Origin of the sequence: Cytobacillus sp. Bva_UNVM-123 (assembly GCF_046351715.2) — a bacterium.
Lineage (GTDB): Bacteria > Bacillota > Bacilli > Bacillales > Cytobacillaceae > Cytobacillus.
In genome coordinates this window covers 1,524,032-1,541,314 of the sequence record NZ_CM177772.1, presented here as the reverse complement: position 1 = coordinate 1,541,314, position 17,283 = coordinate 1,524,032, and the positions used below count along the sequence as shown (strand labels likewise).

At 33.3% G+C, this 17,283-nt stretch carries 17 protein-coding genes; all 17 read right to left on the bottom strand.

Annotated elements, in window-relative coordinates; genetic code table 11:
• Positions 1-12: 12 nt before the first annotated feature.
• Complete coding sequence (gene rfbA, locus KDN24_RS07370; RefSeq protein ID WP_409971609.1) at positions 13-921, bottom strand: glucose-1-phosphate thymidylyltransferase RfbA; 909 nt, start codon at positions 919-921, stop codon at positions 13-15.
• 21 nt (positions 922-942) lie between these two features.
• Positions 943-1,461, bottom strand: a complete 519-nt coding sequence (locus KDN24_RS07365) for a GNAT family N-acetyltransferase (protein ID WP_409971478.1) — start codon at positions 1,459-1,461, stop codon at positions 943-945.
• Between the two features lie 5 nt (positions 1,462-1,466).
• A complete protein-coding gene (locus tag KDN24_RS07360; RefSeq protein ID WP_409971477.1) occupies positions 1,467-2,954 on the bottom strand; it encodes a lipopolysaccharide biosynthesis protein in 1,488 nt (495 codons plus the stop codon).
• Positions 2,955-2,974: 20 nt separating this feature from the next.
• Positions 2,975-3,934 (bottom strand): glycosyltransferase, encoded by a 960-nt coding sequence (locus tag KDN24_RS07355; protein WP_409971476.1) that lies wholly within the window; start codon positions 3,932-3,934, stop codon positions 2,975-2,977.
• Between the two features lie 16 nt (positions 3,935-3,950).
• Positions 3,951-5,420, bottom strand: coding sequence for an O-antigen polysaccharide polymerase Wzy (locus KDN24_RS07350; RefSeq protein WP_409971475.1), 1,470 nt, complete (start codon positions 5,418-5,420; stop codon positions 3,951-3,953).
• A 46-nt stretch (positions 5,421-5,466) separates the two neighbouring features.
• Entirely contained in the window at positions 5,467-6,579 is a 1,113-nt protein-coding gene (locus tag KDN24_RS07345; RefSeq protein ID WP_409971474.1) for a glycosyltransferase, read from the bottom strand.
• A complete protein-coding gene (locus KDN24_RS07340; protein ID WP_409971473.1) occupies positions 6,551-7,795 on the bottom strand; it encodes a glycosyltransferase in 1,245 nt (414 codons plus the stop codon). The genes KDN24_RS07345 and KDN24_RS07340 overlap by 29 nt, the downstream gene beginning before the upstream one ends.
• 5 nt (positions 7,796-7,800) lie before the next feature.
• A complete protein-coding gene (gene wecB / locus KDN24_RS07335) occupies positions 7,801-8,925 on the bottom strand; it encodes a non-hydrolyzing UDP-N-acetylglucosamine 2-epimerase (protein ID WP_409971472.1) in 1,125 nt (374 codons plus the stop codon).
• A 5-nt stretch (positions 8,926-8,930) separates the two neighbouring features.
• Complete coding sequence (locus tag KDN24_RS07330) at positions 8,931-10,043, bottom strand: polysaccharide biosynthesis C-terminal domain-containing protein (RefSeq protein ID WP_409971471.1); 1,113 nt, start codon at positions 10,041-10,043, stop codon at positions 8,931-8,933.
• Between the two features lie 17 nt (positions 10,044-10,060).
• The gene (locus KDN24_RS07325; RefSeq protein ID WP_409971470.1) at positions 10,061-11,083 is read right to left on the bottom strand and encodes a polysaccharide biosynthesis protein; all 1,023 of its coding nucleotides are present in this window, start codon (positions 11,081-11,083) and stop codon (positions 10,061-10,063) included.
• A gap of 27 nt (positions 11,084-11,110) precedes the next feature.
• Entirely contained in the window at positions 11,111-12,313 is a 1,203-nt protein-coding gene (locus KDN24_RS07320; protein WP_491348364.1) for a glycosyltransferase family 4 protein, read from the bottom strand.
• Positions 12,314-12,353: 40 nt separating this feature from the next.
• Entirely contained in the window at positions 12,354-13,118 is a 765-nt protein-coding gene (locus tag KDN24_RS07315; RefSeq protein WP_409971468.1) for a tyrosine-protein phosphatase, read from the bottom strand.
• A gap of 21 nt (positions 13,119-13,139) precedes the next feature.
• Positions 13,140-13,838 (bottom strand): CpsD/CapB family tyrosine-protein kinase, encoded by a 699-nt coding sequence (locus KDN24_RS07310; RefSeq protein WP_409971467.1) that lies wholly within the window; start codon positions 13,836-13,838, stop codon positions 13,140-13,142.
• Positions 13,807-14,559, bottom strand: coding sequence for a YveK family protein (locus tag KDN24_RS07305; RefSeq protein WP_409971466.1), 753 nt, complete (start codon positions 14,557-14,559; stop codon positions 13,807-13,809). Before KDN24_RS07305 ends, KDN24_RS07310 begins: the two co-directional genes overlap by 32 nt.
• A gap of 66 nt (positions 14,560-14,625) precedes the next feature.
• Positions 14,626-15,477 (bottom strand): SGNH/GDSL hydrolase family protein, encoded by an 852-nt coding sequence (locus KDN24_RS07300; RefSeq protein WP_491348363.1) that lies wholly within the window; start codon positions 15,475-15,477, stop codon positions 14,626-14,628.
• Positions 15,474-16,634, bottom strand: coding sequence for an aminotransferase class I/II-fold pyridoxal phosphate-dependent enzyme (locus tag KDN24_RS07295; protein WP_409971464.1), 1,161 nt, complete (start codon positions 16,632-16,634; stop codon positions 15,474-15,476). Before KDN24_RS07295 ends, KDN24_RS07300 begins: the two co-directional genes overlap by 4 nt.
• A 46-nt stretch (positions 16,635-16,680) precedes the next feature.
• Positions 16,681-17,283 (bottom strand): sugar transferase, encoded by a 603-nt coding sequence (locus KDN24_RS07290; protein WP_409971463.1) that lies wholly within the window; start codon positions 17,281-17,283, stop codon positions 16,681-16,683.

Genomic DNA, 17,283 nt, shown 5'->3' with positions numbered 1-17,283 from the left:
AGGTGAATCTCATTAAATACTTGTAGAAAGTTCAACCAAACTAGATGTATCGCTGAACTTTCCATACACTAAATTTGTTAAATACGCACCATAGTCATTTTTATATTTCATCGCTCTTTCCAAAACATCTTCAGCAGTGATCCATTTATTTCTATAGCTAATTTCTTCAAGGCAAGCGATTTTATACCCTTGACGTTTTTCAATCGTCTCAACAAACTGACTAGCTTCTAGGAAGCTTTCAAACGTCCCAGTATCTAACCAAGCAAAACCACGACCAAGATTCGCTACTTTTAATTGCTTTCGTCGCAAATATTCTTTATTAATATCTGTAATTTCTAGCTCGTCTCTTTCCGAAGGCTTAATATTTTTCGCAATCTCAATGACATTGTTGTCATAAAAATATAAACCTGTTACGGCATAAGGCGATTTCGGATTAGTCGGTTTTTCTTCAATCGATACTGCATTATAATCTTTATCGAATTCTACAACACCGAAACGGTGCGGATCTTTTACTTGATAACCAAATATGATAGCCCCATCTTTTAAACTAGCAGCAATTTTTAATAAAGGCGTAAATCCGGTTCCATAAAAAATATTATCTCCAAGGATTAGACAGACATTATCATCACCAATAAACTCTTCACCAATAATAAAAGCATCCGCTAAACCACGCGGATGCTCTTGTACCTTATATTCAAGTTTAATCCCTAGATCCGAACCATCCCCAAGTAAATTAGTAAATAACGGAATATCCTTTGGTGTGGATATAATTAATATTTCTTTAATTCCCGCTAACATTAGAACAGATAAGGGATAATAAATCATTGGTTTATCATAAATAGGCAATAATTGCTTCGAAATAGCTTGTGTTATTGGATAAAGTCTCGTACCACTACCACCAGCTAAAATAATGCCTTTCATCATGCATCCCTACTTTCATAGTTATTCATCATTTCTTAAATCCTTGATCACTATATATGAATGATTTTCAGTTTCATCCTTAATTCGAAACCCATTTCTTTCCAAAAAACGAAGCCAGGAGGCATTTTTTTTACTAATTTCAGCTTTATAGTAGTCCATACCCTTTTCCTTCGCAAATTTCAGCGCAAACTTTACCATATTTGTAGCAATATTTCCACCACGAAATGTTGGTAAAATACCGATAGCACTACTATAAGATGTTTTTGTTTTAAAGTCGTTTGCATAAATTGAAATGATGGCAATATCATCATTGTTTTGACTAGTCAAAACAAAATTATATGCATGACGAATTAATTTTGTTAAATACACTCTTAAGTTTTCCTCATTATCAGTAGGAAATAAATATTTGGAGTCCATCTTTTTAAAAAGCTCAACCATTCTCTCAACATCGTAATCTTCCTTATTTAGCAATTCTAAATGAATATTTTGCCTTTGGAAAACATCTTGAAATTCTTCAATTGTACCCTCAATAACCTTCATCTGAATTATGCACCTCTTGACCTCACCTTTCCTTGTTTAAGCTTAGTGAAAAATTGAAAAATCATTTCCAAAATCATTGCAAATTCTTTAATCTTAAATAGCCAACTAATTAGGAGATAAAGTAAAGCTCCACTAATTAGTTGCAAAAATAGTTTTGCGAATAGATTTTCTGGCAATATAATTCCAATTATGTAAACTAGGCAACCCATGACTATTGCAATAAAGAAAGTAGGTGCCAAATCCTTTAGCTGCTGAGTAATTGAATACGATATTTCTTTAGCTGAATAGTATGCATTAATAAATAATGATACGTATGAGCTTATAATCGCCGCTCCAATGAGTCCAATAATACCTAATGAGAAATATAAGGAAACAACGATTAAAAGTGATAATAGTGTCTTTTTAATAATTTCTAGCTTTAGAAATAAATCAGACCTGCCCTTAACTTGTAATATATTTAAATTTAGCGCATGAAGGGGATAAAGCATTCCCGAAATACATAATAGTTTAAAATAAATAATCGATTGGAACCAATTTGGCCCAAAGATGAGCGGAATGAGTGAATCAGAAATAGCGATTAATCCGATCATGATAGGAAACATCAAATAGGTGGTTGTTCTTATTAATTTTCGAAAGCTGTTTTTTAAACGAGTTTCATCGTCCTTTATGCTGCTTAATACTGGATAAGTCACCCGCTGCAAGGCACCTGTAATTGAATTCGTTATCACATCTCCTAGCCTCGTTGCATTCGTATAGTATCCTAACTGTGCGGCAGGATATAACCTTCCGATAATAATTGAGAAGACATTATTGAATAAAGTATCGATTAAACCTGACACTAATAGTTTTGAGCTAAAGCCAAAGTACTTTTTAAAGGATTGAATGCTAAAAGAATAAATTGGCATCCATTTATTAATAATCCATAAAAGGATTGTTCGTGTGAATTGCATGATTAATGTTTGCGCAACAAGGCTCCAGACCCCAAACTCCTGAATGGCTAATAGGATAGCTACCAATGATGAAAGGAGTGCAGCAATTAAATTAATTTTTGTTTGTGTTTTAAAATTAATTTTCTTAACTAGGAACACTCTTTGAATAATTCCAAATGAATTAATAATTAATCCTATCGATAAAACCCTAATTATGAATATAAGCTCTTTTTCCCCGTAGAAATGGCTAATAAGGGGAGCTGTCAAATAAAGAAGCAAATATAACAGGATAGACATCATTAAGTTAAAATAAAAGATTGTCGAATAGTCTTGTTGGCTTACGTTCTTTTCTCTAATCAAAGCTTGTGTAAACCCACTGTCAATGATAGAGTTGCCTATCGTTATAAATACAGCCACCATACCAATTAAACCGAAATACTCGGGTGCAAGCAACCTTGCAAGAACCATCAAAACAATAAACTGAATACCTTGAGAAGCAAATATATCAGCAAAGCTCCAAAGAAGTCCTGAAGCTGTCTTTTTTTTCAGTAGCTCATTTTCCATAATATTCACCCATTATCTTTTTACATGATTGCTTTTTTTATTTTTATCATTTTTGCATATAGATTAGGAAAATAGGCTCTAGAGTATATTTTTGTTTTTTCCTTTATACTCAAGCTGTTATAAAAAATTAAATACTTTGTCCCCTTGGCTTCCTTTATCTTGTTTTGTATTAATAAAATGTCAAATTCCCGTTTCAACTTTGCTTTTTCAACTTCGTTTATATATTTATTCTTTGTAAACTGATTAAACCCATTTAATAAGCTAATATCGTTCTTTTTAGCTTGAATAATTTTTTGAATAACATTTGTTCCTGAATGTAATTGATTTGTCCACGACCCAGAGACTCCAATTCGATAGGCAGACATAATTTCATCAATATAATAGGCATACCCATAACTTGCTAACAGCATTTGTAAAGGATAATCACCAATATGAGCTTTTTGAAAAAAATCAGGTGGATTTTCTATATATTTTTTAGGAAAAAAAAGAGAAGCTGTTGGACAAAACTCACCGCCTCCCGTAATAATCTCTTCTGTTAAACTTATAGAATTTTCATTATAAGACCTGAATAATCCACCTGTTTTTTTTCCATTTTCATTAACAACCTTAGCTGCATGAAAGCAAAGAGTACATTCAGGATGGCTTTCCATATAATCAACTTGCTTTTGCAATTTATACGGGTCAGTCCAAAAATCATCCCCTTCACATAAAGCAATGTATTTTCCTCTTGAATGTTCTAAGAGTCTCTCACTATTTTTTCTTGCACCAACATTATTATCTGAAGTTATCAATCTGATTTTCCCTTTTGCCTTTTTAGCATAGTTTTCACAAATCGTTTTCGTGTTATCTGTACTACAATCTTCTCCAATTAGAATTTCAAAATCAAAATTAGTCTTTTGCATTAAAAATCCTTCAATCGCATCACCTATATACTTTTCATGATTATAAGTAATACAATTAACACTAACTAATAGGCCCATCAATAGATAATCCTCTCTACAATTTTTTCGCTTCTATTTTAAAGCTTATTGATTTTCTATTTAGAAAGTTATAAATTACATAAATTGCGAATGCAATCCAAATCGGATATCTAATTATTTCAATAAAATATCCTCTTATCCACCAGATTATGTCAGGAAAAATAATCATATATATACTTAATAGAATATATTTTTTTTGAATGCGTGCCTGCTTTATTTTTTGTGAAAAAAGTGATATGAAAATGCCAATAATCATGGCAAAGGGGATTCCACCTTTTTTCATACTATAAAATAACTCACCTATATAAGAACCACCTAAATACCTTCTATAAGATTCGGGAAAATTCATGACATATATTGTTTTTTCGTAAAAGGCATTATATATTCCGCCTACATTCGGAAAAATAGTGATAAACGAGTATAAATAGTTTTTCCCGTATTGAATAAATTCGTCCCCAGAAAAAAACATGAGTGAGTAGCATGCAGTGATGACCGTTGCACCAAATTCACTTAATACTTGCATAATTGGTGATGTTTGCAAGCTTTCTGTTATGGCATTCATGAACCCTTCCAAGTTAGGCGATTGATTTAATCTGAAAATACTCATCGCATTCAGAATAATGATCAGCAAATAACCAAGTGAGCCATAAAGTAATATATTTTTGAATCTTATTCGATAAATCATATTTGTATAAATATAGAATAAAACAATTATTTCAATTACTGCTCTTCCTCTATTTCCTGATAACATGGCGAAAAGTTGATAAACGACAATTAATATAAATATAGCTGTCGCCAATTTCGGTTTATTTTTGTTGCCAATAATCAACATGATTATGCCGACTTTAAACAATCTTGCTAAAACAATTAATGATCCACTTTGCTCCAATGAATAAGTAGCAAGATAGCCAGAATTCATAAACAATATTAGCTTACCGATATCAATATATAGTGTTGGAACAATCCCTATTATAAAGAGAATGATTCCTATATTTTTTATTAAATTTAAATAGTTTTTATCATCTTCTATATTGGTTGCTTCAGTAGTTTCATACTTTTTACTGAAAAATAAAACTAGAAACATTCCAAATGCCACAATTGACTGTACATAAAGGGCAAATTCAACTGTATCTCTAAAAATATTACCTGGAACAACATTTGTCATTCTATATATTGTTAAAGTACTACTTAAATCAAAACCGATAATAATAATATTCCCAAAATGGAAAATCCATGAAAATAATAAAAACAGCACAGGAAGCGAGAATAAAGTTCCATCTAATTTAGTGATTAACAAAACATTAATGACGAGCTGCAATATGGACAGTATGGCTATTATTTTTATCCAGCTATTTTGCTCTGCAGTCGTAGCCATTAACAAAAGGAAAATATTAAGCACAATCATGACAGCAAGCAAGAAAATTCGAAAATATAAGTTCTTCTGACCATTTTTTACGTGTAATTGGTGAAAACTAATGTTCTTCATATTTTCTCCTTCAAAACTAAGAGTTATCCAATTTACTAATCATGAATTACATCATTTTCACGATTTTATCGAAATAATGATTATAGGAAAATTTCTGTAAATGATGCATACTTCCTTCCTCATCCTTTTCATTGCTTTCTCCAATTTCAGATAGGAATTGCTCTATCCCATTCATAAGCGCCTCTGTTTCATTGTTGACAATTACCCCGTTTTTGTATTCCCCTAATAATTCATCCATCCCACCACAATCTGTTGCGATAACCGGCACACCCAAAATCATGGCTTCAATGACAGTTGAACTTAATCCTTCTGAAAAGGATGAACAAATATAACAATCAGACATCTTTAAATATTTATATGGATTTGTTTGATATCCCAATAAAGTAATTTTATGATTCAGCTTATATTTGGCTATTTTTCGTAGAAGGATATCTTTTTCTTTTCCTTCCCCAATAATGATTAAGCTCATCTGATTAAACTTTTTATGAACGATATGAAAGGCCTCAATTAATCTATCAAAGCCTTTTACCTTATCTAATCTTCCTACTGCACAAAACAAATAATTCGTTGTCTTTTTATAATCATCTACTCGTTCAAGGGCTTTCATTTTAATTTGCTGAAAGTCAAATGGATTATATAATGTAACCGTCTTACTAAGTTCTATATTAAACTTCTCAATAAAACTCTTTTTCGAATGGTTTGAAACAAATATTAAATGATCATAGCTATTATAGCTTTCATATTCTTGAAGCGAATTTTTATATCGTTTCGATGGCCAGGCTATATTGTTAGCATCTGCATGAATAAAAGCGATTTTCTTCGTATGTAGATGTTTACAACCACTAATAATCTTTGCTGGAATTCCTTCTAAAGCAGCAATCTCAACATCATATTTTTTTTTGACAAACAAGTCATGCAAAAATTGTGGGCTTGCTTGATGGAATAGCTTAAAAAAAATACGATCCTCTTTCCATTTTCCCTTAAAAATATACTCATATTTAATATGGCTATTTAGTAAATGAGCATCTGCAGAACAGTCTGCTACTGTCATGACCGTTACTTCATATAATGTGTGATCCATATGATTTACAATATCAACTAATACTTTCTCAGCACCTCCCCCGACAAGCTTATAAATTAAGAACAAAACTTTCTTCATCATAATCCACCGTTCTATTTAATAAAGATTCGTACAGCGTTAAATATTCATTAAATTTTGCTTCTTTATCATATAATCTAGATCTGCTAAGACAATTAGCTAGATACATTGTGCTGTCCTTTTGCCTGCAAAGTCTTATGGCAGTCATTAGTTCATCAATATTCCCTTTCTCAACGACCATGCCGCAACTTAAATCAATACTTTCAGGACTACCTCCCGTCTTGAAAGTAATAACAGGAGTCCCACATGCTAACGCCTCCAAATTCGTTGTAGGGAAATTATCTTCTAAAGTTGGATTTACAAAGACATCAGCAGCCGAGTATATTTGTGCAAGTTCAATTGTACTATTCGTTTTTTTTATCCCGATCATATTATTAGGTAAGCTTCTGATTTGCTTATCTGTTAACCCAATTAATACAATGACCTCATCATCATTAAGCATTTTTGATAGCTCTGAAAAATACTTAAATCCTTTTCTTTCTGACCAAATACTTGCTACACCCAAAATAATAAACTTGTTTTGCAAATTATTTTTTTCTCTAAAATTACTAGCTAACGGTTTAAAAACATCTAGATCTATCCCATTATTTATAACTGTCAAAGGGTATTTCTTTAAAAAAGATAACTTAACGAGTCTTTCTAACCATTTTGAGGGTGTTACAATCGTTAAGTTGTCTACGCCAGTAAATATCTCCCTTTTTATTAGAAAATTTTCCAGTGAATTGTCTATAAATAAGCTACTTGGATAGCTGCTTTTTAATGGGCAACTGCAGCATTCCGTTTCCCATTTATTGCAATTTACATATTCAAAATATGAGCAATGTCCCGTAAAAGGCCAACAATCATGAAGTGTCCATACAACAGGCTTGTTTGCTTTCTTAATATAATCAAACAGGAGTTTTATATGAAGATAGTAGCCATGAATATTATGCAGATGAATAATATCTGGATCTAATTGATCAACTGTTTCAATGAATTCGTTTGTAGCTTTAACTGAACCTAGACCATGCTTATCAAATAATCTAGTTTTTGCTACATGCATATAATTATCTATTTTTCTTCCTATTTTTATTGCATGATTGCAATTTCTTCCAGCATCTCTACCATATGCGACATAGCTCTCATGACCTGCCTCTGTCAAAACATTATCTAGATCCGTAACGATTCTCCCTGTGCTCCCAATTCCACAGACAGAATTGATTTGTAGAACACGCATTATGATTACTTCCTCCAAATCACCTTATTAATGATTCCTGTGTAGCTCTGAATAATCTTCACTATCTTTACAGAAACATTTTCATCATGATAATCATTAGCTAGATACGTCTTTTCTCCCTTTTCCCACATTGACCTGCTTAAATCCACAGCGTTAATGATTTCTTTTTCGATTATCCCTCCAATTACGATTGTTCCTTTATCAAGCACTTCTGGCCGTTCGGTAGATGTTCTAATTAAAACACCTGGGAAGCCAAGTATGGCAGCTTCCTCTGATAGTGTCCCACTATCTGAAAGAACGATAAAAGCATTCTTTTGCAGTTTGTTATAGTCAATAAAACCGAATGGCTTAAACTGACGAACAAGGGAATGGAAATGAAAGCCCCTTTCCTCAATCCTCTTCCAGCTGCGTGGATGAATTGAATAAATAACAGGTAGCTGATATGTCTCAGCCATCTTGTTAATTGCGTTCATTAAGCCTAGAAAGTTTTCCTCATGATCCATATTTTCTTCACGGTGCGCTGACACAAGAATATATTTTCCGGCCTCTAGATTTTGATCCTCAAGAACTTGGCTATTCTCAATACTCTCCATGTTTTTTGTTAAGACTTCTGTCATCGGAGAGCCTGTTACAAAAATATGCTCCTTGCGAATTCCTTCAGATAATAAATAACGACGACTATGCTCCGTATATGGGAGATTAATATCTGCTACATGGTCAACGATCTTGCGATTGATTTCTTCAGGAACATTTTGGTCGAAACAGCGATTTCCTGCCTCCATATGAAAAATAGGGATCTTTAATCTTTTTGCCGCTATGACACTTAAGCAGCTATTTGTATCACCTAAAACTAGCAGAGCATCAGGTTTTTCTTCCAACAAAATTTTGTATGAAGCTGAAATGATATTTCCCATCGTTTCGCCGAGATCACTACCAACAACTCCCAAAAAGTGATCCGGCTTTCTCAATGCTAATTCTTCGAAAAAGATTTCATTCAATGAATAATCCCAGTTTTGCCCTGTGTGTACTAATATATGGTGAAAGTATCTGTCACAAGCTTTAATGACTTCTGATAATCTAATAATTTCAGGTCTCGTACCTACGATTGTCATCACTTTCAATTTTCCCACGTTTCCTATACCTCCACGAAATAAGTATCTGGTTTTTCAGGATTAAAGATTTCACAAGCCCAAAATAAAGTAATAACATCTTCATCTCCTGTGTTTTCGATGGAGTGTGTATATCCTACTGGTATATCAACTACTTCCGGCATTTCCCCATTTACCTTATATTCTAGTACTTTCTCCGAATCAATTTTTCTAAATTTAATCATTGCTTCCCCTTGAATGACGAGAAACTTCTCTACCTTTGTATGGTGCCAATGGTTTCCTCTCGTAATGCCAGGCTTCGTTTTCGAAATAAAGATTTGCCCTGTTTCTTTTGATTTAATAAACTCTGCAAGCCAACCCCGATTATCAACATTTTTCTTTAATTTATAGGAAAAATTATCTTCCTCTAAGTAAGATAACAATGTGCTATATAAAGCCCGATCAAATTTTTTTTCAAGTGAAGGCATAATAAGCGATTCACGATTATTCTTAAAGGAATGGAGCTTTTCAGCTATTTCACCTACCGTTGCTTTATGTGTTGTCGGGATAAAACAGAAGCCATCCGCATTTATTGACTGGTTTCCTTCAAGTGCACGGATAAATTCTGCAATCACATCATCGATATAGCATAGTGTAAGTTCTGCATTCGAATCGTGAATTTGGATTTCGTTATTTTTGGCAATATTATGGCAAAAGGTTGCGACAACACTGTTATAGTTTGGCCTGCACCATTTCCCAAATAAATTTGGAAGTCTATAAATATATGCTTTTGTACCTGTTTCCTTACTGTAGAAGGACAATAAATTTTCCGCGGCTCTTTTACTCCTTCCATATGGATTATTCAGTTCAGCTTGAATAGAAGATGTAAGAAGTACTGGAGATTTATTATCATGTTTTTTCAACAGTCCTAATAATTTTCCCGTTAATTCATAGTTTCCATCCATAAATTCCTGTTCCTCTTTCGGGCGATTAACACCGGCTAAATGAAAAACAAAGTCACACTCTTTTGTGTAAGTATCTAATAAAGCGGCATCTGTTTCTCTACAGAACCTGAAAATATCGTTATACCCTTGATTGTTTAATTCTGCGATTAAATTTTTTCCGACAAATCCATTTGCACCGGTAACAAGTATTTTCACTTATTATCAGCTCCCCCTTATAACATTACCTTTATATTCTTAAGTTCATTTTGAATGAATTCCAATTTAAGCAGTTTTTCTTTAATTTCATCTTTATTTAAAATTTTTGTATTATGGGAGTTGTATTCTTCGGTTGATAATAGATTGTCTCCCTCAACAAAATATTTGTCGTAATTCAAATCCCGAGTATCTGCTGGAACTCTGAAAAATCCACCTAAATCTTCGGCTACTAAATACTCCTCCCTAGTGAGAAGGGTTTCATAGAGCTTTTCTCCATGGCGTGTTCCAATTATTTTAATTTCATTATCCGCATGAAAGAGCTCCAATAGTGCTTCAGCTAAGTCAATAATGAAACAGGATGGAGCTTTTTGTACCATCATGTCCCCCGTTTTTGCATGCTGAAATGCAAAAATGACAAGTTCCACAGCCTCTTCAAGGCTCATCAGGAATCTTGTCATTTTCGGATTTGTTATTGTTATAGGTTTTCCACTTTTTATTTGTTCAACAAACAAAGGGATAACGGAACCGCGAGAAGCCATTACATTTCCATATCTTGTTCCGCAAATTAATGTTTTTTCTTCCATAATCGTTTTGGATTTAGCAATAAATACCTTTTCCATCATTGCTTTTGAAATTCCCATCGCATTGATTGGATAGGCTGCTTTATCAGTTGATAGGCAAATGACTTTTTTTGCTCCATACTCTATCGCTGCCGTTAAAACATTATCTGTGCCAAGAATATTTGTTTTTACCGCCTCAAGTGGGAAAAACTCACAGGATGGTACTTGTTTAAGAGCTGCCGCATGAAAAACAAAATCGACATCATGCATTGCATTTTTTACACTTGCAAGATCTCTGACATCTCCTAAATAAAACTTCAATTTCTCATGATTATATTTTTTTCTCATAGTATCTTGTTTTTTTTCATCGCGGGAAAATATCCGAATCTCTTTAATACTAGTATTGATAAATCTCTCCATTACGGCGTGACCAAATGACCCTGTTCCGCCAGTAATTAAAAGTGTTTTACCATTAAACATTGCAAAACCCCCTTCTCTTTAATTTACTCAAAGATGCTTTGTAATGACATTTACCGTTTTTCGAATATCGAAATGCTCCTCTAAATAATTCCTTCCGTTCATTCCCATTTCAATTCTCATCGTTTCATCGTTTGTTAGTTTTTCAGCATGTTCAAGAAAGGTGGCAATATTTCCGCTCTCAGACCAGAAGCCGCTATTTGATTCCGCTAATATATCTTTTAGATCTGTATGCTTATCTGTTGCAGCAATAACTGGTATCGAATGCTCCATATAGGATATTAATCTCGATGGGATATTTGGAATCGTAAACCTTGAATCCAAAAAAATAAGGCCGACATCGGCACTCTTCAATAAATCGTCATATTCATCTTGAGCTAATTTATAGAATAACTGGACATTGCTAGGGCGTATGTCCTCTATCTTGCTCCTAATTGTTTCATATTCCGTACCTGAGCCAACAATGAAAAGATATCCATTTTTTACTTTATGAAAATTCTTAATCACATTTAAGAGAAAATCAATCCCTTGAGGTTTCCCTAAATTTCCACCGTAAACAAATAGTGTTGAATCTTTAGGTATATGGTATTTATTTAATAATTCACTGCTTTTACTTCTATTGCTAATTCTTTTCACTGGTTCAATTGCATTTGGAAAAATCTCTACTTTTTCTTTATTAATATAAGAATTATGGGTTAAGATGTATTCTGCATTTCCTTTTGACATACAACCGATTATATCAGATACTTCATATAATTTTTTCTCTTTATTCCGAAAGTATTTCCAGATTAGGCTTCCTTCCTTCATTAGCTCAATATCTACAGCATTTTGCGGAAAGATATCTTTCAAAACTAAATATGTTTTGCTTTTATGCTGTTTTTTAAAATACTTTACTACTTTTTCAAACGTAATGGGCGGGGTCGAATACATAATTAAATCAAATTGCACATTAGAGAAATACTTACGTACTGCTCTTAAATATTGGTTCTCGATTGTAAGTGTTGAGATTCCTTTTTCGAGAAAGTTTGTTTGCGTAATATTTCCAGTCCTCACTTTTAATAATTTGATATTTTCAACCGCTGTCAGCTCAGTAGGTAAATTTTCACGCTTCTCTCTAGGAAATACAACATGTATATTCTCTCCTTTTTTCGCCAATTCCCTCACGAGATCCGTATAAATTCCTCGTTCTAATACATTTTCCATGCTTGCTAAAGTTAAAAATAAGATATTCATAAAATCACCTAGCTAAAATCATTATTAGTTCTTTTATTATTTAAAATAAGCGAAATATCTTTTTTCTTATTGGAATAGGTTCTTCTCTTTGGATTGATTGTCCATTTAAAAGCAATTGAGCATTTTCTCTGAAGTAAAACATTTGTGAGACTCCATATGATTTAGTGATCTTGTCATATGCCTCATTCAAGAAAAAACCTCTTGTCGTAACATTATGCGCATCAGAAGCGATAAAATGGGCTAAGTTATGTTCAATCATCGTTTCAGCAAACGTTCTCACCTTTTTTCCGAATCGCCCAATAATACTCCCCGCTGTAAGCTGGGTTAAGGCGCCTTCTTGAACCAATTCAACTAATAGTCTACTATCTTCAATGAATTTTCTATTTCTTTCGGGATGAGCAATAATTGGCGTAATTCCTTTTAATAGTAATTCATAGATAATTTCATGTGTATATGATGGGATATCCAAAAAAGGCAGTTCAATTAATATATATTTTCCTGCATTAGCAAGTGTTAATAATTCATCCGTCTTAAGTGAATGAAAAAATTCACGATGAATTCTTATTTCTTGACCAGGTAAAACGGTAATAGGTATACCCTCGTCTTTGAAATATTCGTTTAGCTCATCTACATACTTTAAGATGATCCATTTCGAATTTTCATACTGGCCATTTAGATGGTGTGGTGTTGCAAAAATATGTGTAATGCCAGCACTGACTGCTCTATTTGCCATTATTAAACAATCGTTCAAATTACCTGGACCATCATCAATACAAGGTATAATATGACAATGTAAATCAACCACTGTATAAACCCTCTTGTTCTATCAATGATATTCGTGATAATATTCTTTTTTCTTTGATTCTACTCCATTTAAAACGACACCAAGTAATTTAGCTTTTGCTTTTTCTAACAGTTCCTTTGCTTTAATCACTCGATCTTTATGTGTTTTTCCACTAGCAACAACCATTACAACACCATCACATTTGTTTGCAAGAATTTGTGCATCGGCAACCGCTAATATGGGTGGTGTATCAAAGATAATATAATCAAACTTCTGTTTAAGTTCATTCAATACTGTCTCCATTGCATTCGATGCCAATAATTCAGAAGGATTCGGGGGTAATGAACCACTTGTTAAAATGGACAAGTTCGGAACAAATGTCTTTACAATCGCTTCGTCTAGACTCATTTTTTTCGTAAGTACACATGTTAATCCATCCATATTACTAGCATTAAATGCATAATGAACAGTTGGTTTCCTTAAATCAGTGTCAACTAATAACACAGGTTTCCCTTGTTGTGCAATGACTATCGCCAAGTTTGCAGCTGTTGTCGATTTACCTTCTGATGGTTCAGCTGATGTAATGACAATAGATTTCATTTCTTTATCAATCGATGAAAACTGAATATTTGTTCTTATTAATCGATATTGTTCAGTTATAGGAAGCTTTGGATTTTGATGTGCAATTAATGGGACTGCACGTTTATTTCTATTTATTAATTTTCGGCTCAAGTGCTTCAACCCCAATTTTATTTACTGTTGAATGAGATAAACGTTTTTTTTCCTTCTTGTTTGTCATTTTTTGCACATCCCCAAGAACAGGCAAGCCTATATATGCTTCAACATCTTTCGCATCTTTTAATGTATTATCCAAAAATGCGATAAGGAATGATACCCCTACACCCATTATGAAACCTACAACAATGGCGATTGCAATATTTATTAATGGTACTGGTTTTACTGGGGACGGATGATCTTTTAATACTGCTTCAGTTAGGATACTAACATTATTCACATTCATAATTCCTTTAATTTCTTTTTGGAATGTTTTAGAGACTGCATTTGCAATATCGACTGCTCGACCCGGATTACTATCTCGAACAATGACAGAAAAAACTTGAGAATTTTGATCACGATTAATTGAAATATTTTGGTATAACGCTTCAACGCTATGTTCAATCTCAAGCTCTTCAATGACTTTATCAAGAATTGCTCGGCTCTTTATGATGACACTGTACGTATTAATTAACTCAATATTTGAGCTAATACGAGAAAAATCAAGCTGATCCTGAGAGTCCTTTTGATTAACAAGAATTTGTGTAGATGCCTGATAAACAGGAGTTATGACATAAAAAGATAATATCCCGCTAATTAAAACTGCAACGAAAACAAAAGTAAAAATTAGTTTCCATGACTTTTGCAGGATTTTGAAAATATCCTTTAAACTGACTGTTTCTTCCATATAGACCTCCAGTCATATTGTCCTAAAAAAGGCGAATATGAAGCTTTAATGATGGAATTTTTGATGTTAATCCATTATGATTTTTTTACTTAAATATTCGATTACAATTTCATATAAAAAAACATTCCCATTGTCATTTAGCTGCACATAATCATGTGCTAAAATATCTACAAGTAAACCATTGTTCCTTTTGAGTTTTTTTTCAAATTCTTTTATGTTATTAATATAAAACCATTTGTTTTCAGTAATAAATTGTTCAGATTCACTTATATAATCTAAATATTTTTGTCCTACACTATTTTCATTTTGTGGATTGATAATTGGATTAGGGTTCATAATAATAATCTTGCTATTTGGCAGTTCTTTATTAAGTTTAGACATGATGGTTTCCATATCTTTCAAAGTCTGTTCAATTGTGATCGACTGCGAAAAATTATTAAAAATCGGGTTTTCAAACAAAACTAAATTTGGGTACGTTTCTATTAGTAAGTCCATTTTCTTCCCTGCTAACAAATCCGCAGTTGAATACCCTGGGAATCCATGATTGACGAAGACAAGCGATGCCAAATGCTCATTTTCTGATTGTATGCTTTTTCGTAGAAGTTCTATCCATTTTGCTCCATTATGGCTTGCAGAAGCTGCAGCAGTCATATCACTACCAAAGACCGCCACTATAGCTTTATCTTCTGTTACAGCTTTATATTGAAGATAGTCTATTAATGATTGTGATTTATTTTTTTTTGGATCTAAACTTTCTATTAATGCCTCTTTTTTTGCCTGCTCCTTTTTACGCATTTTTTCTGTAATTGCTTTTCCCTCAATACTCGCTGCAATATTTTTTTGTTTCCAATGTTGTTGTCCATAAGCTAGAACAGTTACGCAAATGATTGCCATGATTAGAACTAAAATTTTATTCATTTGTTCCCCAACTTAATTTTTAGACAGTCAACCACCCGCATTTGCTCCTCTATCGTCATACTCGAGCTTGATGGCAAACAAATGCCTGTATGAAAAAGCTTATCTGAAATACTTTCATTTTTACCGTGTGAGTAATATTGACAGTTTTGAAAGAGTGGCTGTAAGTGCATCGGCTTCCATACATGCCTCGCTTCAATATTTTCCTCAGCTAAATAAGCGATTAATTCAGAACTTGTTATGTCGGTTAAGTTTTCATTTATCGTCATTGTCGTTAGCCAACGGTTTGAGAAAGTATTTTCTAATTCCGGCATAAAAGTAACGGCTGTAAGAGACCTTAGCTCATTTTCGTATTTTTGAAATACAGCTCTTCTAGCATTCACTCTACTGTCTAATACCTCTAATTGTGCTCTACCAATAGCTGCAGAAATATTACTTAATCGATAATTATATCCTTGTTCACTATGCTGATAATATGGCGCTGGATCCTTTGCTTGTGTGATTAAAAATCTTGCCTTAGCGATTTTCTCCGTATTATTTGAAACAAGCACCCCTCCACCAGACGTTGTAATAATTTTATTGCCATTGAAAGAGTAAATTCCAAATTCGCCAAAGGTACCGCTAGCCTTCCCTTTGTATAAAGCACCTAGTGATTCAGCTGCATCTTCAACAATTGGAACATTGTACTTTGCACAAATCGAAACAAGCTCATCCATTTTTGCAGACTGTCCAAAAAGATTAACGACGATCACGGCTTTGGGAAGCTTATTCATTCGGACTGCTTCCTCAAAAGCATTTTCCAATGCTTCCGGTGACATATTCCATGTTTCTGGCTCTGAGTCGATAAAAACAGGCTGGGCCCCTTGATACAAAATAGGGTTTACAGAGCCTACAAAAGTTAAGCTTGAACAAAAAACAGAATCATCCTTCTTTACATTTAATAAAATAAGAGCCAAATGAATCGCTGCAGTTCCTGAACTCACCGCAACAGCTTCCTTGACTCCTACATAGCTGGCGATTTCCTTTTCAAATGCGTCAACATTCGGTCCTAATGGAGCAATCCAGTTCGATTCGAATGCTTCATTAATATATTTCATTTCATTCCCGCTCATATGAGGAACGGAAAGTGAGATTCTTTTTTTCACTAGTACTTCTGCCATGTCATTCATCTCCTAAAATTCGATAAATATTAGTTACTAAATATTTCTACCCATTTCTCACTTTCATTTTTACCTTCGTTCCTTGAAAATCAGCTTCATCATGAATGATATCTTCTGAGCGAACGACCTTTGTCAATGTGAGCCATAATATTTTCAAATCTAACAGGAGTGATTGATGATTCACATACCAAACATCATAATTAAATTTCTCTTCCCAAGTAATGACATTACGTCCATTTACTTGAGCCCAGCCCGTAATCCCTGGCTTGACTAGATGCCGCTTCGCTTGTTCTTCTGTATAAAGTGGAAGATATTCCATTAATAGTGGCCGCGGTCCTACTAAACTTAAATCTCCTTTAATGACATTAAGAAGTTGAGGCAATTCATCTAAACTATATTTTCTTAGAAAAACACCAAAAGGCGTCAAACGTTGATTATCTGGCAATAACTTTCCTTTACAATCCGTTTCATTACTCATACTGCGAAATTTATAAAGATAAAAAGGCTTTCCATTTAAACCAGGTCGTTGTTGTTTAAAGAAAATAGGAGAGCCTAGTTTGCTCTTTACAAGTACTACAATAAGAAAAACAAGCGGTGACAAAAAAACAAATCCAATTAATGAAATGCTTAAATCTATAAGTCTTTTCAT

What these genes read in the sequence shown, in the direction of transcription:
- KDN24_RS07290 (WP_409971463.1), bottom strand. Translation starts at nt 17,283, where the DNA reads ATGAAAAGACTTATAGATTTAAGCATTTCATTAATTGGATTTGTTTTT.
- KDN24_RS07320 (WP_491348364.1), bottom strand. Translation starts at nt 12,313, where the DNA reads ATGAATATCTTATTTTTAACTTTAGCAAGCATGGAAAATGTATTAGAA.
- rfbA (WP_409971609.1), bottom strand. Translation starts at nt 921, where the DNA reads ATGAAAGGCATTATTTTAGCTGGTGGTAGTGGTACGAGACTTTATCCA.
- KDN24_RS07300 (WP_491348363.1), bottom strand. Translation starts at nt 15,477, where the DNA reads ATGAATAAAATTTTAGTTCTAATCATGGCAATCATTTGCGTAACTGTT.
- KDN24_RS07325 (WP_409971470.1), bottom strand. Translation starts at nt 11,083, where the DNA reads ATGTTTAATGGTAAAACACTTTTAATTACTGGCGGAACAGGGTCATTT.
- KDN24_RS07350 (WP_409971475.1), bottom strand. Translation starts at nt 5,420, where the DNA reads ATGAAGAACATTAGTTTTCACCAATTACACGTAAAAAATGGTCAGAAG.
- KDN24_RS07345 (WP_409971474.1), bottom strand. Translation starts at nt 6,579, where the DNA reads ATGAAGAAAGTTTTGTTCTTAATTTATAAGCTTGTCGGGGGAGGTGCT.
- KDN24_RS07365 (WP_409971478.1), bottom strand. Translation starts at nt 1,461, where the DNA reads ATGAAGGTTATTGAGGGTACAATTGAAGAATTTCAAGATGTTTTCCAA.
- KDN24_RS07360 (WP_409971477.1), bottom strand. Translation starts at nt 2,954, where the DNA reads ATGGAAAATGAGCTACTGAAAAAAAAGACAGCTTCAGGACTTCTTTGG.
- KDN24_RS07295 (WP_409971464.1), bottom strand. Translation starts at nt 16,634, where the DNA reads ATGGCAGAAGTACTAGTGAAAAAAAGAATCTCACTTTCCGTTCCTCAT.
- KDN24_RS07305 (WP_409971466.1), bottom strand. Translation starts at nt 14,559, where the DNA reads ATGGAAGAAACAGTCAGTTTAAAGGATATTTTCAAAATCCTGCAAAAG.
- KDN24_RS07340 (WP_409971473.1), bottom strand. Translation starts at nt 7,795, where the DNA reads ATGCGTGTTCTACAAATCAATTCTGTCTGTGGAATTGGGAGCACAGGG.
- KDN24_RS07355 (WP_409971476.1), bottom strand. Translation starts at nt 3,934, where the DNA reads ATGGGCCTATTAGTTAGTGTTAATTGTATTACTTATAATCATGAAAAG.